Origin of the sequence: Actinospica robiniae DSM 44927, from assembly GCF_000504285.1 — a bacterium.
In the GTDB taxonomy this organism is placed as follows: Bacteria; Actinomycetota; Actinomycetes; order Streptomycetales; family Catenulisporaceae; genus Actinospica; species Actinospica robiniae.
Genome location: NZ_KI632511.1, coordinates 471,006 through 489,698, shown reverse-complemented (window position 1 = coordinate 489,698; position 18,693 = coordinate 471,006). Strand labels below are relative to the sequence as shown.

Annotated in this window: 14 protein-coding genes and 2 pseudogenes; 7 read left to right on the top strand and 9 right to left on the bottom strand. The window is 69.9% G+C overall.

Annotated features, from left to right (window positions below; genetic code table 11):
• Window positions 1–336: 336 nt before the first annotated feature.
• Window positions 337–1,266 carry a LysR family transcriptional regulator gene (locus ACTRO_RS50190; protein WP_034260757.1) on the bottom strand — a complete coding sequence of 310 codons (930 nt, stop codon included), beginning with the start codon at window positions 1,264–1,266 and terminating at the stop codon, window positions 337–339.
• 100 nt (window positions 1,267–1,366) lie between these two features.
• Between ACTRO_RS50190 and ACTRO_RS02020 the strand changes: the two genes are divergently transcribed.
• Together ACTRO_RS02020 and ACTRO_RS50645 are read left to right on the top strand one after the other, a co-directional pair.
• A complete protein-coding gene (locus ACTRO_RS02020; RefSeq protein ID WP_245594651.1) occupies window positions 1,367–2,611 on the top strand; it encodes a YbfB/YjiJ family MFS transporter in 1,245 nt (414 codons plus the stop codon).
• 26 nt (window positions 2,612–2,637) lie between these two features.
• Window positions 2,638–3,060, top strand: a pseudogene (locus ACTRO_RS50645) (helix-turn-helix domain-containing protein); the annotation flags it as partial.
• A 134-nt stretch (window positions 3,061–3,194) separates the two neighbouring features.
• On the opposite strand, the gene ACTRO_RS02010 reads toward ACTRO_RS50645, so the two are convergent.
• On the bottom strand, window positions 3,195–3,908 hold the full coding sequence (locus ACTRO_RS02010) for an SDR family NAD(P)-dependent oxidoreductase (RefSeq protein ID WP_034260755.1): 714 nt from the start codon (window positions 3,906–3,908) through the stop codon (window positions 3,195–3,197).
• Window positions 3,909–4,329: 421 nt separating this feature from the next.
• On the opposite strand from ACTRO_RS02010, the gene ACTRO_RS02005 reads away from it, so the two are divergent.
• Entirely contained in the window at window positions 4,330–4,722 is a 393-nt protein-coding gene (locus ACTRO_RS02005; RefSeq protein WP_034260753.1) for a YybH family protein, read from the top strand.
• 26 nt (window positions 4,723–4,748) lie between these two features.
• On the opposite strand, the gene ACTRO_RS02000 is transcribed toward ACTRO_RS02005, so the two are convergent.
• Window positions 4,749–5,099 carry a VOC family protein gene (locus tag ACTRO_RS02000; protein WP_034260751.1) on the bottom strand — a complete coding sequence of 117 codons (351 nt, stop codon included), beginning with the start codon at window positions 5,097–5,099 and terminating at the stop codon, window positions 4,749–4,751.
• Window positions 5,100–5,227: 128 nt separating this feature from the next.
• Between ACTRO_RS02000 and ACTRO_RS01995 the strand changes: the two genes are divergently transcribed.
• Window positions 5,228–6,238, top strand: coding sequence for an adenosine deaminase (locus tag ACTRO_RS01995; protein ID WP_034260748.1), 1,011 nt, complete (start codon window positions 5,228–5,230; stop codon window positions 6,236–6,238).
• A gap of 53 nt (window positions 6,239–6,291) precedes the next feature.
• Here ACTRO_RS01995 and ACTRO_RS01990 read toward each other — a convergent pair whose 3' ends face one another.
• The 4 genes from ACTRO_RS01990 to ACTRO_RS01975 form a co-directional block, all read right to left on the bottom strand.
• Window positions 6,292–9,126: an AfsR/SARP family transcriptional regulator gene (locus tag ACTRO_RS01990; protein ID WP_034260746.1), complete on the bottom strand. Its 2,835-nt coding sequence runs from the start codon at window positions 9,124–9,126 to the stop codon at window positions 6,292–6,294.
• Window positions 9,127–9,460: 334 nt separating this feature from the next.
• Window positions 9,461–10,384, bottom strand: a complete 924-nt coding sequence (locus tag ACTRO_RS01985; protein WP_034260744.1) for an oxidoreductase — start codon at window positions 10,382–10,384, stop codon at window positions 9,461–9,463.
• Between the two features lie 274 nt (window positions 10,385–10,658).
• On the bottom strand, window positions 10,659–11,132 hold the full coding sequence (locus tag ACTRO_RS01980; protein ID WP_157435651.1) for a hypothetical protein: 474 nt from the start codon (window positions 11,130–11,132) through the stop codon (window positions 10,659–10,661).
• Between the two features lie 135 nt (window positions 11,133–11,267).
• Entirely contained in the window at window positions 11,268–12,515 is a 1,248-nt protein-coding gene (locus ACTRO_RS01975) for an MFS transporter (RefSeq protein WP_051450159.1), read from the bottom strand.
• A gap of 368 nt (window positions 12,516–12,883) precedes the next feature.
• Between ACTRO_RS01975 and ACTRO_RS01970 the strand changes: the two genes are divergently transcribed.
• Window positions 12,884–15,856 (top strand): AfsR/SARP family transcriptional regulator, encoded by a 2,973-nt coding sequence (locus ACTRO_RS01970; RefSeq protein ID WP_051450158.1) that lies wholly within the window; start codon window positions 12,884–12,886, stop codon window positions 15,854–15,856.
• Window positions 15,857–15,976: 120 nt separating this feature from the next.
• Here the strand turns inward: ACTRO_RS01970 and ACTRO_RS51270 are convergent.
• A pseudogene (locus tag ACTRO_RS51270) lies at window positions 15,977–16,126 on the bottom strand (TetR/AcrR family transcriptional regulator); the annotation flags it as partial.
• Between the two features lie 239 nt (window positions 16,127–16,365).
• Between ACTRO_RS51270 and ACTRO_RS01965 the strand changes: the two are divergent.
• Window positions 16,366–17,214 carry an SAM-dependent methyltransferase gene (locus tag ACTRO_RS01965; protein ID WP_034260740.1) on the top strand — a complete coding sequence of 283 codons (849 nt, stop codon included), beginning with the start codon at window positions 16,366–16,368 and terminating at the stop codon, window positions 17,212–17,214.
• A 40-nt stretch (window positions 17,215–17,254) separates the two neighbouring features.
• Here the strand turns inward: ACTRO_RS01965 and ACTRO_RS01960 are convergent, their stop codons facing one another.
• Complete coding sequence (locus tag ACTRO_RS01960; RefSeq protein WP_034260738.1) at window positions 17,255–17,773, bottom strand: GyrI-like domain-containing protein; 519 nt, start codon at window positions 17,771–17,773, stop codon at window positions 17,255–17,257.
• An 82-nt stretch (window positions 17,774–17,855) separates the two neighbouring features.
• Between ACTRO_RS01960 and ACTRO_RS01955 the strand changes: the two genes are divergently transcribed.
• Window positions 17,856–18,497 (top strand): class I SAM-dependent methyltransferase family protein, encoded by a 642-nt coding sequence (locus ACTRO_RS01955; protein ID WP_034260737.1) that lies wholly within the window; start codon window positions 17,856–17,858, stop codon window positions 18,495–18,497.
• The last annotated feature ends 196 nt before the right edge of the window (window positions 18,498–18,693 follow it).

The following is an 18,693-nucleotide window of genomic DNA, read 5'->3' as shown; positions in this document are numbered from 1 at the left end:
GCTTTGAGCAGCACGCTGATCCACACGTGGCGGCTCGGGTGCAAACCCTGGAAAATCGCGTCTTGCGTGAAGTACGTCGCCACCCGGTCGGGATCGTGGGCGTCGACGGCGGCATTCCATCGGTCCATCACGCCGCGCACGATGCCCTCGTGCTCTGTCGTACTAGGCATGTGCGTTCCGCCGTATCGTTCGGTGGGCGCTAGACCCACCCTGGCTCTAGACCATGATCTTGCACGAATCGCGCCGGCGACGCCACGAACGGCGGCCTCCTGACCGGGAGGCCACACCTCTCAATGCAGGCTGCCGACTCCCACCGGTCGACTCCCACCGGGCTAGTCAGCTGCGGGAGGAGCGGTACGGGTCCATGGACGGGAGCCAACTGTCCGGGTCCTCGAGTTCGAGCGCCGCCGCGTCCACACCATCCGTCAATGCCCTGATCGTCGCGAGGACGCTCGGGCGCGCCTCGTCCTGACGCGACACCAGATACCACGGCCAGTAGGGTGCCGGGCCGGCGACGGAACGGCGGGCCAGGCCCTGCGGCATCGGCCCGGCCTGCGTTTTCGGGGAGTTGAGTACCGGTCGGCCGCAACGCCGTACGTGCTCGAAGAATCCCGGTCCGGTGATCCCACCGTCCTCGATGCGCACCAGCTCGGCTCCGGTGTCGCGGGCGAAGCGGGCGGCGTAGATGTTCCAGGACGACCAACTGGCCGTGTCGGCGTCCAGCAGCACCGCCACGTCCCGCGCGCGGACGACCGAGGTGTCCGCGCCCTCGGCGACGGCGTACAGCCGATCGGCGCCGAGCAGGTCGGCGCGAAGCCCGAGCGCGGCCAGGTCGGCTACCGGTGTCCAGCAGATCGCGAGGTCGAGCCCGCCCTCGGCGACGCGCTCGGCTTGCGCGTGGGACGGCAGCACCCAGGCGTCGATGTGCAACTGCACGACCAGCGGAGCTCGCTCGACCAGATCAGTCGGGCGCCAGCTGACGTAGCCGAGCCGCACGGCTTCCGCGCCGGCCAGCTCGGTCGCACGACGGCGCAGCAGGTCGGCCTGCTCGAGCAGGGCCCGGGCATCGGCCAGAAGCGCCTCGCCGTGTGCGCTCAGTGCGACGGAGCGGCGGTCCCGATCGAAAAGGCGCACTCCGAGATCGCGTTCCAGAGCTTTGATCTGTTGCGAGAGCGAAGGGCCGGCGATGCGCAGCCGCGCGGCCGTCCGCCCGAAGTTCAGTTCCTCGGCCACGGCGACGAAGTAGCCCAGCTGACGCAGCTCCATAGCTCCATCGTAGTGCGGTAGGAGTCTCGTCCTCTCAGCGGCGAGCCGACGGGTCGTGGCGTGCCGCGTCCGGCAGGGACGACGCTGGGGAGGTCGCGTGATGTCGCCGGACCGCGCGTGTGGTGTGAGGGAGGTCGCGGAATTGACGGCAATGACAGCAGCGGCGCACAAGGCGTCCGTGGATACGTCGTCGACGCGGCCTTGGCGGGTGACGGTTCAAGGGGCTGCGGCGTTGGCGGCTGCCATGGGTGTCGGGCGCTTCGTCTACACACCGATCCTGCCGCTCATGCACGCGCAGGCGGGATTGAGTGTGCAGCAGGGGACTGAACTGGCCACCGCGAACTACTTGGGTTATCTCGTGGGCGCGTTGGTGGGCATCGCTTCGCCTCGCACGATGCGCTCCCCCACGACTCTTCGCTTGTCACTGGCGGTCGTCGTAGCGACTCTCGCGCTGATGCCGACGAAAGAGGATTTCGCCGGATGGTTCGTGCTGCGGTTGGTGGCCGGAGCCGCGAGCGCGCTGGTGTTCGTCGCCGCGGTCGGGGCCTTGTTCGGAGCGCTGCGGGGGCAGGGCCCGCATCTGGCGGGCTGGGCGCTCGGCGGCATCGGCGCAGGCATCGCGCTCTCCGGGGCACTCGCGCTTGTCGTACACGGCGCGAACGGTTGGCGGCTGACCTGGTGGCTCGCGGCAACGCTGTGCGCCGCTCTCACCATCGTGGCTTGGCGATTGCCGATGCCGGCCGGCACGAGTTCCGGCACCACACTTGACGCCTCCGAACCCGGCCGCGCCGGCGCGTTCGACGCCCGATTCGGCTTTCTGTTGACGGCATACGCCCTCGAGGGTGTGGGATACATCGTCGCAGGAACCTTTCTCGTCGCGGCCATCGACCAGGACTCCGCGCGATGGGTGGGCTCAGGTGCATGGGTACTGGCGGGATGCGCGGCACTACCGTCTTCAGCGCTGTGGGCAAGGCTCGCCCGCACATGGCCGCGTCCGATGCTGCTGGCGACCGCGCTGCTGCTGCAGGCCGCCGGAGTAGCCTTGCCCACGGTCATCGGCGGGACATGCGCGGCGCTCATATCGGCCGCGGCTTTCGGGGCCACCTTCGTCGGCATCAGCACTCTTGCTCTCGCGCACGGTTCCGCCTCGGGTGTTCCGCGGGCCGCGGCGATTCTCACCACCGGCTACAGCCTCGGCCAGATCGCCGGGCCGCTCCTGGTTACTCCCGTGCTCCACAACGGATACCGCCAGGCGCTGATGATCGCCGCCCTGGTCCTCATCTTCGCGGCTGCCACGAGCGTCTTCGCACAGCGCCGCGGGCGTCTGGTCGTCGGGGGCGAGTAAGGCGATCCGGTATGTCCTCTCTTTCGATGAGCACTGAACCACGCGGTGACGGCCTCGCGCGGTGCCTGCGCGCCCGGCGCACACAGCTGACCCCGGAGCGGGTCGGCCTGCCCACCGGGTTGGGTCTGCGTCGCACCCCGGGACTGCGTCGAGAGGAACTCGCGACGCTCGCCGGGGTCAGCATCGACTAATACCTCGGCCGGGAGCGAGGCAAGGAGACCCGTCCCAGCCCTGGCGTGGTCGGTTCCCTTGCCCGCGCGTTGCGTCTGGAGCCCGAGGAACACGAACATCTGCATCGGCTGGCCACCCGCGCCGCCCGCCGGATCCCGGAAACGTCGGCCGCCGGGAGCGAGGTGGTGCGGCCCGGAGTCGAGATACTGGTGGAGAGCTTGCGGCCCAGCCCCGCGTACGTGCTGAGCCGTACGCTGGACGTACTCCCGGCCGGGCTCGTCAGCGAACTCATCGCAGAGCGCTCGTCGCCCAGCTCGAGGGCCGGGTGTTGTTCGAGCGCCTGACGCCGAATCGGAACGCGAAGGTCCCCGGGCGGCACTCGCGCACCCGGGGACCTCGGCCGGCACGGAACTCAGTGGCCTGCGCTCTGGCCTCCGTCGACGTGGAGGATCTCACCGGTGACGAACGGTGCGTTCTCGAGGTAGAGCACCGCGTCGACGATGTCGCTGATCTCGCCCATCCGCCCGACCGGGTGCAGCGCGGCGAGCGTCCCGTGGTACTCCTCCGGGTGCATGGGCGTCTTGACGGTGCCCGGCGATACCGCGTTGCTGCGGATACCACGGGTGGCGTACTCGATCGCCAGCGACTTGGTGGCGGACTGCAATCCTCCCTTGGTCAGGGAGGCCAGCACCGACGGGACCGCGGAGTTGGCGTGATCCACCAGGCTGGTGGTGATCTGGACCACGTGTCCGCCTTCCTGACGGAGCATCTGCTCGACCGCGAGCTGCGTGATGCGGAAGAATCCGCCCAGGTTGACGCCGTTGACCGCGTCGTAGTCCTCTTGCGTGTATTCGATGAACGGCTTGGCGACGAACGCCCCTGCGTTGTTGACGAGCGTGTCGACGCGGCCGAAGCGTTCGAGCCCGGCGGCGATGACGCGCTCGGCGGTCGCGGGATCGGCTATGTCGCCCTGGACGGTGACGATGTCCGCATCCTGCGACGGTGCGATGCCGCGGGAAGTGGCGACGACCGCGTAGCCGAGTTCGCGGTAGGCCCGCACCAGGGCGGCGCCGATGCCCTGCGACGCGCCGGTGATGACGGCGACCTTCTTGCCGGGAGTACTCATGCTGGTCTTCCTTCAGGTGATCCTAGGCACCGACGCTGGCCGCCGGGCACCTGAGAGAACCAGTGGACCGGTCGACAATGTTTCCGTACGCTGGCTCGGCCGGCCGTCGCCGCAAGCCCGCCACCTGCGTTAAGAGGCTGCACCTCACAGATGTGAGGAGAGCCGTCATGGAGGGAGGGCGTGTCGCCCTCGGATTCTGACCGGGTGCACGGCCCGGGCGCGACGAACGAGCTCGAAAGCCGACCCGATCGCCCATTCGGGTGAGCAACGGCTCGTACATCCGTGACGATGGGGGAAACCCGTGCAGTAGAGGCAACACTGGAGCGTCGAGCGCGATTCGTGCGAGGAAGTGGTCTCGCGTCGCGGCGCTTCTGACCCACACCCGAGACGTAAAAAGCGACAGTTGCACGAGGAGATCCCCATGGGCGAGCCGACTGACGCGCAAGACCGCAACGCCGCCGACGAGGCTGTCCTACGAGACGTGCTGGACCGGTGGAAGTCCGCGGTCGATGCGCACGAACCTGAGCGCGTCGCCGCCGTCTTCACCGAAGACGCCATTTTCCAGGGCCTGCACCCCTACTCCGTGGGGCGACGCGGAGTCGCCGACTACTACGCCTCCCAACCGCTTGGCATGAAGGCCGGCTACCAGGTCCTGGAAACCCGCCGGCTGGCTCCCGACCTCGTCCTGGGCTATCTGGCCGTCGAGTTCACCTACACCGACCGCGAACCCCTGCCCGTCTTTCTGGCCGTGATCGCCGTCAGCGCCCCCGAGGGCAACCGGATCACCCATTACCAGGTCTCCAAGCTGGGCTGATGCCGTACGACGTGCGCAGGATGCCGTCAGCTCGGCATGCGGACCTCGATCAGCGCGACGCGGTTGCCGTCGGGATCGGCGTACCCTGCCTTGCGCGCGTGCTCGGTGACCTGCTCGACCGGCGGGCCGGCGATGCCGCGCTCGGCCAACTCGGCCATCGCGGCGTCGAGGTCGGGCACGCAGATCGTCACGACCGAGGAGCCGGCGCGCTCGGCGTCGCGCACGACGTAGAGCCAGGCTGAGTCGCTGCACTGCCACATCGACTCCGACTCGTTCACCGGCATGTCGGCCGGGCGGCCGAACAGGTCGGCGTACCAGGCCAGCGCCACCTCGAGGTCTGCGACCGATACGGCGGCGAACAGGACGGACACTTCCATACGCGGGCTCCCTCGGATCGAGCCCCAGTATGCCCGCTCCGCGCCTCCCCCACCGTAAATCCGGCGCCGCCGCGTCGAAGGGCCTGCTCCGCCAGTGGATGAACTCGGGCTGACGATAAGCTACTCAGATGCCGCATAACGACCGCATCGGCGCCCTGCCCAAGGCCGAGCTGCATCTGCACATCGAGGGCACCCTCGAACCCGAACTCGCCCTCGATCTGGCCCAGCGCAACGGCGTCGAGCTGCCCTTCGCGGACGCCGACCAACTCCGTGCGGCCTACCGGTTCGAGAACCTGCAGTCGTTCCTGGACCTCTATTACGCGCTGACGGTCGTACTGCGCACGGAAGCGGACTTCACCGAGCTCGCCGGGGCGTACCTGCGCCGGGCCGCGGCGCAGGGCGTGCGGCACGCCGAGATCTTCTTCGACCCGCAGGCCCACATCCACCGCGGCGTGGAGCTCGACACTGTCGTCGCCGGACTCCAGGCCGCGCTGGAGACAGCACCCGGACTCGGCGTCAGCACCCGTCTGATCATGTGCTTCCTGCGCGACCTGAGCGAGGCGGACGCGCTGGCCGTGTTCGAGGCCGCGCGCCCCTGGTTCGGCACCGTCATCACCGGCATCGGACTGGACTCCACCGAGATCGGCAACCCGCCCGCGAAGTTCACCGACCTCTTCCGCCGCGCCCGCGAAGCCGGCCTGCACCGCGTCGCACACGCGGGCGAGGAAGGCCCGGCCGCCAACATCACCGACGCCCTGGACCTCCTCCAGGCCGAACGGGTGGACCACGGTGTCCGCTGCCTGGAAGATCCGGCCCTGGTCGCGCGCCTGGCCGCAGAGCAGATCCCGCTGACCGTGTGCCCCCTGTCCAACCTGCGCCTGCGCGTCGTGGACACCCTCGCCGACCACCCGCTGCCACGCATGCTCGCGGAAGGCCTGCTCGCCACCGTCAACTCCGACGACCCGGCATACTTCGGCGGCTACGTCGCAGACAATTTCCACGCTCTGGCCGACGAGCCCGCGCTGGGCCTGGAACCCGAGACCCTGCGACTGCTCGCCGCCAACTCGTTCAAGGCCTCGTTCCTCGATGAGCAGACCCGGGCCGCCTACCTCGCCGAAGTCGCCGCGCACCGCTTCTGAGCGAGTCCCGTTTCTGAGCGAGCCACCGCTTCTGAATCAGCCCCGCACAAGACTCAGCGCACACCGCTGAGCCGGGATCGCACCCGTTCCGCTGCCGGGTGCTCGAGTTCCCGGTACAGCTCGAGCGAGCGCTCCCACTCCCGCCTGGCCTGGTCCGGCTCGCCGGCCGCGGCGTGGACGTCGCCGAGGTGCATGTGCGCCTCCGCGGTCCAGACCCGCTCGCCGAGCCGGCGGTAGATCTCCAGCGCCTCGCCCTGGTGGACCAGCGCCGCGGCCGTCTCGCCGAGGTCGAGCCTGGTCAACGCCACGTTCTGATGCAGATCGGCCTCCAGCACGGGCACGGCCGGAACGCCCGGTTCGCGCAGGATCGCGAGCGCCTCCTCACTGGAGCGCAGGGCCTGCGGATGATCGCCGAGGGCCCGGGAGACGGACGCGACGACCTCGAGCGAGAACGCCGTCGCAACCGGCCGCTCGGCCTTCCGGAAGAGCCCGATCGCCTCGAGCGCCAGCTCCAGCGCCTCGTCGTAGGTGCCCTCGTCCAGGCCCATCCGGGCCAGCACGAGCGTCGCCCGGCCCTGCGTGTGCGGGTCGTCACCGTTCCTCGTGCACAGCTCGAGGGCCGCGTTCAGATGCCGGCGCGCTTCGGCGGGCGACCTCATGTTGCCCAGCAGCATCCCGAGATCGATGTGCGTACGGATCCTGCCGTCGACGTCGCCGAGCCGCTCCAAGGCTTCCAACGCGCCGTCGAGCATCTCCAGCAGCTCGAGATGGCGCCCGCTGCGGTCGAGGAACGTGGTCGCGGCCCACGCGAGCTGCCACAGGTGCTGATCGAGGCCGAGTGCGGGGGCGACGCCGACACAGGAGACGAGGACCTCCGTCTCGGTCTCGAACCACTGCATCGCCGCGTCGGCGTCGGCGGGCGCGACCGGGAACGCGCCGGGGTGGGCCGGCGTCAGGTCGATGGGCGGGCGGCCCGGCTGCAACAGGAGCTCGGCCGCGTGAGCGCTGTGCAGATAGTGGTCGAACAGCAGCACGCGAAGATCAACGCAGCCCTCTTCGCCCTCCTCCTCCCGGCACAGTTCGGCGGCGAAGGCATGCAGCAGGTCGTGCGCGGTGTAGCGTTCCGGGGCGCTCGACTCCTCCAGCAGATGCAGGCCCACGAGCTGATCCAGCGCCGCCAGCGTGTCCGATTCGTCGCCGCCGAGCAGGGCCGTGCACGCATCGACGCCGACCTCGGGCCCCGGATGCATGCCGAGCCGGCGGAACAGGCGCGCCGCGGAGGCGTCGAGCTGACGGTACGTCCAGTCGAACACGGCCTGGACGCAGGCGACCGGGTCCCCGGCGTCGAGCGCAGCCAGGCTCGCGCCCTCCCCACGCATCCGCGCGACGAACCGGCTGATCGGGAGCTGCGGCCGCTCCGCGATCCGCGCGGCCGCGATGTTCAGCGCGAGCGGAAGCCTGGCGCACAGCTGCACCAGCTCGTCCAGCGCCGCGGGCTCCTTGTCCGCGCGGTCCGGGCCGATCCGGCGACGCAGCAGTTCGACGGCGTCCGTGGGACTGAGCAGGGCGAGCGGCAGCGCGTGCGCGCCGTCCACCGCGGCGAGGCCGGTGAGCCGGTCCCGGCTGGTGACCAGGGTGAAGCAGTTCGAGCCGGCCGGAAGCAGGGGCCTGACCTGATCCGCGCGCCGGGCGTTGTCCAGCACGACCAGGACCCTGCGTTCGGCCAGCAGGCTGCGGTACAGGCCGATCTGCTCGGCCGTCGCGCCCGGGATCTGCTCCCGGGGCACGCCGAGGGCCGTGAGGAATCCGCGCAGGGCCTGCTGGGGCGGCAGCGGCGGCCCGACCGGGTCGAAACCCTGGAGGTTGACATAGAGGCAGCCGCCCGGGAAGCGCGCGGCGCGGCTCGCCGCCCAGTGCACGGCGGTCGCGGTCTTCCCGATGCCGGCACTCCCGGTGAGCGCGACCACCGGCGCCGCGGCGTCCGCGGCCAGCACGGCGTCGAGCGCGTCCAGGATCTCCTCGCGCCCGGTGAAATGCCCGATACCGGCCGGCAACTGCCGCGGCACCGGCTTCTCGGCGTCCGCGGCGGTCTCCTCCGGCTCGGCCAGCTCGGCCTCGGGCGCGTCAGAGCTCGTGGAAAGGGACGGATCGGCGCGCAGGATCTGCTCGTGCAGACGGGAGAGCTCGGGGCCCGGCTCGACGCCGAGCTCCTCGCGCAGCCTCGTCCGACATTCCCGGTACGCGGCCAGCGCGTCGGCCTGCCGACCGGTCCGGTAAAGCGCCTGCATCAGCAGACCGACCAGGCTCTCGCGCAGCGGATGCGCGTGGGTCAGCGCGCCGAGCTCGCCGACCAGGTCCCGAAGCTGCCCGGACTCGACGTCGATCCCGATCCGGCGCTCCAGCGCCTCCAGGCGCGCCTCGTCCAGCCGGTGCGCCTCCCCGCCGAGCGCGGCGCTGCCCACGCCCTCCAACGCGCCGCCGCGCCACCAGGACAACGCCTCGCGCAGCACGTCAGTGGCCTGCGTCCGCCCGCCGTCGGCGATCAGCTCGTCGGCCGCGGCCAGGGCCTCCTCGAACCGGGCGGCGTCGAGCGTGCTCGTGCCGAGGAACAGCACGAACCCGCCGCGCTCCCCCTCGATCCGCACGTCGTCCGCGTCCTCGCCCCGCGCCAGCGCGCGGCGCAGCGTGGCGATGCTGTTGTACACCTGGGCCCGGGCGGTGGCGGGCGGGGTCTCGCCCCAGACCACTTCGATCAGGAACTCGGTGCGTACCGGATGGCCGGCCCGCAGCAACAGCGCCGCGAGGACCTTGCGCTCGCGCGGACCGCCGACCCGGACTGGCTCGCCGCGCAAGAGCACCCGCACCGGTCCGAGTATGGCGAATTCCACTGCGCACTCACTTCCGGTTCCCGCTCGTTCACGCTCGGGCCCCAGCGTAGCGGGGCGCGGCCCCGGCCGGATAGATCGCGAAGAGGTTTCGCGTGAACGGCACCGATAGCTTGATAGCGCATCGCAAAGGGGCGACGGGTCGGGGCCGCCACCCCGACTGCGCTCGGGTCGGATGCCGGACCACGCTGCGGTGCCGCCGAAAACGGGGGGCGGCACCGCAGCGGTTCCGTCACGTCAGTAGTGGTATCCGTGCGCCCGCACCGGCCCACCGATCAGCGCGGCCGCCTCGACCAGGGTCTCCCGGCAGACACGGATCGGCACCGGATACGGCCGCTCATCCAAGAAACGAAACGCCGGTCAACCGCTCGGACTCTTCCCACAGCCGCTGTGCGACCTGCGGATCGTGCGCGGCGTCGGCGGCTGCGACGAGCACGGGGTGTCCCTTGAACCCCTTGCGTCCGTCCGGGCCGTAGTACGCACCTCCGGCGGCCGCGGGGTCCGTGGCCGCACGCAGCGTCGGCAGCGCGCCCATCGCAGCGCTCTGGAACACCACGGGCTTGAGCAGCCCCGTCACCAGCCGGACCCACATCGGCTCGTACCGGTCGAGGGCCGTGGCCGAGACCCCGGGGTGCGCAGCCAGCGCCGCAGTCTCCGCGCCGGCGGCCGCGAGCCGGCGATGCAGCTCGAAGGCGAACAGCAGGTTCGCGAGCTTCGAGCGGGCGTAGCCGCGGCTCGGCTTGTAGTCCTGAGTGAATGCGAGGTCGTCGAAGTCGATGCGGCCCCGCGTGTGCACGAGACTGCCCACTACGACCACGCGCGAACTCGGGACGTTTACCAGCTGCGGCAGAAGCAGCCCGGTGAGCGCGAAGTGACCGAGGTGGTTGGTTGCGAGGTGTCGCTCGAAGCCGTCTTCGGTCGTACCGTACGGGACGTCCATCACCCCGGCGTTGTTGATCAGCAGGTCGATGCGCGGGTGTGAGTCGCGCAACTGCTCGGCCGCGCGCGAGACCGAAGCCAGTGACCCGAGGTCGAGTTCGACCACCTCAGGTGCGCCGGCAGGAGAATCCGCGATCCGCTCTGCGGCCTGCCTCCCCCGCTCCACGGAGCGGCAGGCCAGCACCACCCGCGCTCCGCGCTGCGCGAGTATCCGCGCCGTCTCGAACCCGATCCCCGTGTTCGCGCCGGTGATCACCGCGACCCGCCCGGCCACGTCCGGGACGTCGGACGCGGTCCAGGAAGAAGGACGTTCATCAGCCATCGATGACTCCCGGAACGACATTGAAGACGGGGGCATGCAGGGCGCCGCGCAGTGACGCAGGGTTCGCCGATTCTACTCCTCACCTCACCCACACTGCGCGTGCACGTGCGGTCGGTCCAACGCCGGTAAAAGGCCTGGTCCGCAGGCAGCGAGGCCGGCCGGCTGATCAGGGCCTGCGACCTGTGCCGCCAGCGTGAAAGACGCGACGGCCGCCCGGGTCAGCAGAGAAGGAGCTCCGAAGGGAGCAGAACGCGGCCCGCGAGGGGCGAGCGTGTCAGACCGAGGTCATCGTCGCCTTGCTGCGCGGCTCGACCGGCTCGCCGGGCATCGCCCAGGCGAAGGCGTATTCGAGCGTTCCGGAATGCGTCCGGGAGAGAGTGAGCACTTGACGGAATCCGGAGACGTCGCCTCCGAACGCGAAGCTGATCTCCGCGAGCAGCCCGTCGGCCGCGACCACCACGCCAGTGCTCCGATGGACGGCGAGACCCGGGATGTTGGAGCAGGCCTGGGCCAGGCAGAGCCCGCTCCCCGAGAGATCCGGGCTGATGAGCGAGACTTCGGTGTGGTAGACCTCACCGTCGGAGCCCGTGGCGGTGAACTCCAGGCAGAGCGCCCGACCGTCGACGATCTCGCGCAGTTCGGCGACGGCGTCGAACCCCTGGCCGTCGTGATTGACCCCGCCGCCCCGGTACTTGCCGACCCACTCGGAGAGATCACGCGGTTTCAGAGAACCTGCTGAATCAGCCATCGACTCCCCCATTGCCATGACAATGCTCGACTGGCCACGACTGTAGCGTGGTACTGCGCGATTCTGTATCACTGCTCGAATATGCTGGACCATCCGACTCCTGCCAGGCAGGACGGGCCGCTGGGTGTGTGGTGGTCAGCGACGCCGCCAGAGCGGCAGCACCAGCAGAGGTACACAGGATCCGATCAGCCCGAACCAGGCGAGTGCGTCGGCGGGTCCGACGGCGCGGGCCAGGATGCCGGCCGTGATCGCGGCGATGCCCTGGGCCAGGTTGATCCCCGCCACGGCCACGCCCATGGCGCGTCCACGGAACTGCGGATCGACCGCTCGGACGAAGAGCGGGTTGAGGATGGAGGAGTACACGCCGCTCAAGCCGACGGCGAAGAACACCAGCACGACGATCGCCGGACCCGGACTCGTCCACAGCACCGTCTGGACGGCGCACGCGGTAAAGGCCAGCGGGAGCACCAGGCGCACTCGCCGCCGCGGGGCGAGGAGGCGGGTCAGCGCGATCGAGCCGATGGCGACGCCGGCCGGCGCGGCCGCCAGTATCAGGCCGCCGAGGCGCGGGCCTCCGCGCAGTTGCGTAGCCAGAGACGCGGCCTGTCCTTCGAATGCGTAAACGAACAAGCACGAGGCCCACATCAAGACCAGATAAGTGCGCAGCACCGGCTGGCGGAACACGTATCGGGCCCCGGCAGCCATCGCGCCGGCTGCGGCGCGCAGGCCCCGGCCGGTGGATTCGACTCCGGCGGCGGCAGGCCGGTGGCACACTCCGCTCCACACCGACAGCGCCGAGACCGCGAACGTCGCCGCGTCGATCAGGAGGGCCCCGGTCGGGTGCACCGCCAGGACGATCATGCCGCCTGCGGCGAATCCCGCGAGTTGGGATACCTGGGTAGCGGCCGCGCCCAAGCCGCTTGCGAGAACGTAGCGATCGCCGGGCAGGATGTCGGGCAGCAAGGCGCTGCGCGAGGTTTCGAAGGGTACGGCGAAACCGGCGGCGACGAGCACGACGGCGAACAGGCCGGCCACCGGCATCCCGGGAATCGCCAGCGATCCGTACAGCACGGTTCGGGCCGCGTCGCAGACCACCATCACCGTGCGGCGCGGCCGACGATCGGCCAGAACGGAGAGGAGGGGAGCGAAAACCCAGGGGAAATAAGTGATCGAGTACGCCGCGGCCGCCAGCGCCGGGGAGTGACTGCGGCCGAACACCAGAAACGTCAACGCCACCCGGGCCAGGTAGTCGCCGAAATCGGACTGAGTCTTGGCCGCGAACACGAACCGGTACTCGCGGATCGCGAACAGGTCGCGGTAGGCGGCTTGCTTCTCGCCGTCCCGGTCTGCCGCCGTATCCGTCGCAGTGCTCTCGCTCGCCACTTCTCCCCTTCGGCCGGCTGTCCTTACCTTCGTCAGCCTCATGACTGCCTGGTCTCCGCCTGTTCTGGGCCTGGTAGCGGTGGGCCCGGTCGACCACGACCGAGCCCACCCGGCTGTCAGCTCAGCCCCAGACGGAGTCGAAAGACTTCTTCATGACACTCCTTCCTTTTCTCCTCTGCGCAGGTGAGGCCGTGAGTGCGGGATCGAGCGAACCCGAGGGCAATTCGGTCCGACACCCACGCGCAGATCATGCGACGGCGACCTGTAGCGAACCTGCATCGCCGGTCCGGCTCCGGCAGACTCTCTGCAACGGCGAGGCCTGGAGCCCGACACCGACCCGCCACCGGCCCGTCGAGGACAATGGGCGGATGCACTATCAGTTGCTCGGTTCGGTGGAAATCCACGGTCCGCTGTGTTCTGTCGCCGCGGTCGGGAAGGACGCGGTCTTCCTCGCCGAGTTGCTGGTCCATGCCGATTCCGTCGTCACCAGCGCTCACCTGGCCCAGGAGCTCTGGCCGCGCCGATCGCCTCGGGATCCGGCCAATGCGGTGCAGGTCCGGGCGTCACGGCTGCGAGCCCTGCTTCGGTCGGCCGGCGGGGGCCGGGCAGCCGAAATGCTGCAGACCAGGTACGGCGGGTACAGGCTGGATCGCTCGGGTGCGACGACGGATGTGGGGCAGTACGAGGACGCCGTGAAACTGGCTTCGGCGTCCACGGCGCAGTGTTCCCCCGCTGCTGCTGTGACGGCGTTCGACCGCGCCCGGGCATGCTGGCGCGGGGATCCGCTCCCGGGCGTACCCGTCGGGGAATGCCTCTCGGCCGAGATGGTCCGCGTCCTCGAACTGCGCCTCACGGCCGAGGAGGAGTGGGCGGACGCGGCTTTGAGGCTCGGTCGCCCGGACGTCGCCGTGGCCGCGTTGACGCCCTTGCTCGGCCTCCATCCCTATCGGGAACGTCTCCATGAGCTGGCCATCCGTGCACTGGAGCAGAGCGGCAGAAAGCCGGAGGCGCTCGTGGTCTACGCCCGCCTGCGCGCCCTGCTGCGCGAGGACCTGGGCACGGAGCCGGGAACCGAGCTGCGCGACCTGCATATCCGGCTGCTGCGTACGGAGTCGACGGAAGCGGGCCGCGAGGTCGCGCGATCTCATGCGACACCCGCCGTGCCGCCGGCGCAACTTCCCATGCCCACGCCGTTCTTCGTCGGTCGCGACCGGGATATGGCCCGCATCCGTGCGGCGCTGAGCGGGGCTGGAGCGCAGACCACCCGCATCGTGGCGGTGACCGGCATGGCCGGGGTCGGGAAATCCGCGCTGGCCGTCGCCGCGGCGCACCGGTTGCGCCCCGACTTCCCTGACGGCCAGCTCTACCTGAATCTCCAGTCGGCGACGCCCGGACTGGCTCCGGTGGAGGTCGTGCACGCGGCCGCCGCACTGCTTCGGAGTCTGGGCGTGGACTCCTCGCGGATCCCCCAGGACGCGCAGGAGGCTACCGCGCTGTTGCGCTCGATCCTCGCGCCCACGCGCACTCTGCTGCTGCTGGACGACGCGCGTTCGGCCGCGCAGGTGCGCCGGCTGCTGCCCGCGGGGCCCGGCTGCGCCGTTCTGGTCACCAGCAGGACTTCGCTGGCCTCGCTGGACAACGCCTTGCATATCAGGCTCTCGCCCATGGATGCCGAGGACGGCGTCTCGCTGATCGCTCTGGCCTCCGCTCGCGGCCGAACCGAGATCGAGTCCGCGGCCGGGCGTCGCCTGATCGAGCAGTGCGGGCGGCTTCCACTGGCCCTTCGGATCATCGCGGCCCGCCTGGCCACGCGCGACGCGCTGACGATCCAGGACCTGGCGGACCAGCTGACCGAACGTCCCCGACTACTGAGCTACCTCGAGACCGATGGGCTGAGTGTGCGCGACGCCTTCACCAGCGGGTACGAGGCACTGTCGCACGCCGATTCGGCCGCGGACCGTCAGGCGGGGACGGCGCTCGTGCGCATCGGTGCGCTCGACCTCCCCGAGTACTCCGCACCCCTGATGGCACACCTGATCGGCACCGACGAGGAGCAGGCCGCGAGGGCACTCGATCGGCTCGTCGAGGTCGCTCTGCTGGAGGAACCACGCTTAGGCAGGTACGCACCGCACGATCTCATCCGCGCCTTCGCCCGCGAGCTCGCGGCGAGCCCGGAGGGAGCCCGGGAAAGCGTCGGGGCCGCCCGGCGGGCGACGCGGTGGTACGCCGAGGTCTCCGAGCACGCCGCTGCGTTCCTGACGAACAGTAACTCCGAACGAGACATCGCCCGCAGCCGGTTCGCGGAGAAGGACCGCGAGCATTTCGACGACCGTGCATCCGCTCTGGCGTGGTGCGAGCGGGAAGCGTCGAACCTGTTGGCGCTGACCTACCGGCTCCGGAACGAACGGGACACGGACGGCGACGCCGCGCTGCTCCAGATTCCGTATCACCTGCATCGCTACCTCGCCACGAGCGGTCGCATCCAGGAGCTGCTCGAGGTCGGCGCGATCGCGTTGGCCGCCGCCAGACGCAGACGTGAGCCTGTCGCCGAGGCTCACGCACTGGGCGCACTGGCCGAAGGGCACTTCTATGCGGGCAGCCCCGAGCAGGCCCTCCCGCTGCAACGTGGTGCGGCAGAGATATATCAGCGCTTGGGCAGCCGGCGAGATGAGCAAGTGGTGCTGGACAACCTGGCGCTTCTCCTTGCCACGATCGGACGCGACGAGGAGGCGACGGAGCTTCTGGAGCGCAACCTCGCCACGGCCCGGACCGATCACGACCACTACCGCGAGTCACTGATCCTGAGCCACCTGGGGCATTCCAAGGTACAGACCGACCCGCGCCGAGCCATCGACCACTTCCTGAGTTCGATGGAAGCGGGGACCAGGGCCGACAGCCCCCTGATGCAGACCGCGGGAAACAGCAACATCGGCAAGGCCTACCTCGCCCTCGGCGAACCCGCTGCCGCGCTCGAGCATCTCGACAACGCACTGGCAGCGGACGAGAAGGGGCCGTGGAACGTCGAGCGCGACTCACGCCTGTGCCGCTGCCGCGCACTGCGAGCACTCGGACGCTATGCCGAAGCGGCCAAAGACTGCGAGGCACTTCTCGACCTGGCAAAGACACGCCACGACCGATACGGCCAAGGACTCGCCCACCACGAACTCGGCCTGCTCATGGCGAGCATCGACGACTCCGGCGCTGCCCTGAACGAGTGGATACATGCCGAACGAGCCTTGGCAGGCTCGGAATCGGCCATCCTGACCGAGGTTCGTTCCCTGATCAACCGAAGGGTCGACGAAACGCCCGGCGCCGCACCGACGAGCACGACGCCCAGTTGATACTCCCCCGGCACCTCCTGCCGTGAACGTGGTTCAGCCGGCCGCTCGAGGTTCGATTTCACCGGCCCCCGAAGCTCTGCTCGATGGCAGCCTGCGAGGTCGGGGCGGATCAGACCAGATGATTCCGGACTCGATGTGGGCGATTTGGGCGGCGAGGAGTTCTTCGAACGCGGCACGCCGGTCTGCGCCGAGTGGACGGATCTCGCGGGCGAAGTGCGCCAGGGCGGGGAAGCGGTCGGGGTCGGCGCCGAGCACTGCGACGCGGAACTGCCCGCGAGAGCCGCCACAGCCACGGCCTGCCTGCTCAGCCGCCAGGAGCACGACGGCTCTCTCACTTCGATTCCCGAACCAGACCGGACCACGGCCGATACCCTTCGACTTCCCGGTACTCGCCGGCATCCACACCCTCACCGCACTGAACGGATCACGCGGCCGCTCTGCACGCCACCGAACTGTGCGACAGCGGGATTCGCTTACGCCGACGGTAGATCGGCGTTAGCCTGAGCGCCATGGACGAAGAGTCAGGTGACGATCGCTGGGTGTCAGTCGTCGGACAGCGGTGGCAGCCGCCTGAGATCGACCCGCACGTCCCGCATCCGGTGCGCATGTGGGATTACATGATCGGCGGAAAGGACCACTACGACGCCGACCGGATAGCCGTGGACTATCTGGCCACGCTCTGGCCGGACGTCTTCCTGAGCGCACGCGCCGCCGAGGCGTACGCGGAGCGCGCCGCGGCGTGGATCGCGGACGGCACGGGCCTGACCCAGTTCCTCCAGCTCGGCTGCGCGATCCCGCTCAAGACACCCCTCGACGGCGTGGTGCACGACCGCGCTCCCGGGGCACCCTACGTCTACGTCACCGACGACCCGATCACCGCCGCGCACGCCCGGGCCGTGCTCACCGCCAGGGCGCGCGGGCCCCTGCACGTCGAACTCGGCGAGTTCCGCGATCCCGCGCCGATCCTGGCGGCACCCAGGCTGCGCAGGCTGCTCGACTTCTCGCGGCCGATGGGCGTGCTGCTCTTCGGCATGCTGGACTACACCCACTCCACGCCGCGGGTCCGCCAGGCCCTGGTCGAGATCATGGCCGCGCTCGCCCCGGGCAGCCTCGTCGTCACGCTGCACCACCTGGAGTTCCCGCCGGAGATCGGGCGCGCGGTGCTCGGGGCGATGGGAGAGAACCCGGCCCAGTTCACCCCGCGTCCGGAGGAGGAGGTGGCCGCGATCCTCGACGGCTTCGAGTTCGTTCCGCCGGGCCTGGTGCGCGCCACCGACTGGATGCCTGACGGGAACGGGCCCGGGCACGAACTCTCCGAACGCTGCGACAAGCTGGGCGGAGTGCTGATCAAGCGCTGAGCCCGGGCGTCCTCCCTGCGGTCGCAGGCACTCCATGGCCTTAGTCGGCGAGCCGGAAGGCGAACTTGGTCGTCAGCGGGCCGCGGTCCGGATCCCCCGGTGATCCGGCAAGCGTGATGGCGAGCCGCCCACCCCACTGCTCGCCCTCGGCGACCGGCGTGACATCCCAGCTCAGGCCCTGCGCATCAGCCCACTCAAAGATGGCCCCGATGACGGGGATGTGCTCGTCCGAGGGGCCGGTGTGAGTGTAGGTGACGTAGCGTCCGGCAGGAAGCACGTCGCAGTGCAACTCACCGTCGGCACGTATCGGCGCGGCAAGGGGAACCCCGGCCTCGATCTCCAGCCGGCGGAACATGTCGATCACGCGGTAGCGGACGAAGACCGGCCCGGCCGGTTCGATCCCCTCACCGGCCAGGTAGGTCAGCAGTTCGGGGATGCGCCCCTCGACCATGCCGATCGTCTCCAGAGTCACGACGCCGGCCAGTCCGAGATAGGGCTGCTCGAGCCAGTCTTCGATGACGGGCTCCACGGCCGGATCGATCTGCGGTGATGAAGTCATGACTCCACCGTAACGATCACCTCTGACACCGGCAGGCTGCTCGCACACGCCGCCGTGTGTCGGGCACCCGTAGGCTGGCGCCGTGACGCGGCGAGACTGGGTGCAATGGCATCAGGACTATGACGACCCGGGTTCGCTGCTGTCGCGGCGGCTCGAAATCGTCCAGGGGCACCTACGCACTGAGCTCGATCGTGCCCCCGCCGGGGAACTGCGACTGATCAGCCTGTGCGCCGGGCAGGGCCGGGACGTGATCGGCGTCCTGGCAGGACACCCGCGCCGGGACGACGTACGCGCACGGCTGGTCGAGCTCGATGAGCGCAATGTCGCGACCGCGCGGGATGCGGTGAAGGCGGCCGGGCTGGACGACGTGGAGATCCTGCAGGCCGACGCCGGGATCACCGACGTCTGCGTCGGTGCGGTGCCCGCGCGGATCGTCGTCGCATGCGGCATCTTCGGCAATATCTCGGACAGCGACATCCAGGCTACGGTCACGCTCTTGCCCGGCCTCTGCGCACCCGGCGCATTGGTCCTGTGGACCAGACACCGCAGGCAGCCCGACCTGACCCCCGCGATCCGGTCATGGTTCGCGGAAGCGGGCTTCCGCGAGGAGGCGTTCGACATCAGCCAGGACGGCTTCATGTCGGTGGGCGCGCACCGGCTGACGGGCGAGCCCACCATGCTGGTACCCGGCCAACGGATGTTCACCTTCGTGGACAGGACCTGAGCGGCTTGTTGAGCGTCGCGAGCGCACGGCGGGCGTCGCCGAGCGTCGTGTGGATGAGGGGACGGGTCCATCGGTTACGATGGGCGTGTCCGGTGGTGGGGCTCACCGTATAACCGTCGCAACGTCCGCGGCCAACAGTCCCTACTCGCACCACGTGCTGTCTTTGGCGACGAGTAGGAGGAGTGTGCCCGTGCCC

Bases quoted from the DNA above. Each gene is read 5' to 3' on its own strand.
- ACTRO_RS02000 (WP_034260751.1), bottom strand. From the start codon at position 5,099: ATGGAAGTGTCCGTCCTGTTCGCCGCCGTATCGGTCGCAGACCTCGAG.
- ACTRO_RS50190 (WP_034260757.1), bottom strand. From the start codon at position 1,266: ATGGAGCTGCGTCAGCTGGGCTACTTCGTCGCCGTGGCCGAGGAACTG.
- ACTRO_RS01995 (WP_034260748.1), top strand. From the start codon at position 5,228: ATGCCGCATAACGACCGCATCGGCGCCCTGCCCAAGGCCGAGCTGCAT.
- ACTRO_RS01985 (WP_034260744.1), bottom strand. From the start codon at position 10,384: ATGGCTGATGAACGTCCTTCTTCCTGGACCGCGTCCGACGTCCCGGAC.
- ACTRO_RS01980 (WP_157435651.1), bottom strand. From the start codon at position 11,132: ATGGCTGATTCAGCAGGTTCTCTGAAACCGCGTGATCTCTCCGAGTGG.
- ACTRO_RS02020 (WP_245594651.1), top strand. From the start codon at position 1,367: ATGTCGCCGGACCGCGCGTGTGGTGTGAGGGAGGTCGCGGAATTGACG.
- ACTRO_RS02010 (WP_034260755.1), bottom strand. From the start codon at position 3,908: ATGAGTACTCCCGGCAAGAAGGTCGCCGTCATCACCGGCGCGTCGCAG.
- ACTRO_RS01960 (WP_034260738.1), bottom strand. From the start codon at position 17,773: ATGACTTCATCACCGCAGATCGATCCGGCCGTGGAGCCCGTCATCGAA.
- ACTRO_RS01970 (WP_051450158.1), top strand. From the start codon at position 12,884: ATGCACTATCAGTTGCTCGGTTCGGTGGAAATCCACGGTCCGCTGTGT.
- ACTRO_RS02005 (WP_034260753.1), top strand. From the start codon at position 4,330: ATGGGCGAGCCGACTGACGCGCAAGACCGCAACGCCGCCGACGAGGCT.
- ACTRO_RS01965 (WP_034260740.1), top strand. From the start codon at position 16,366: ATGGACGAAGAGTCAGGTGACGATCGCTGGGTGTCAGTCGTCGGACAG.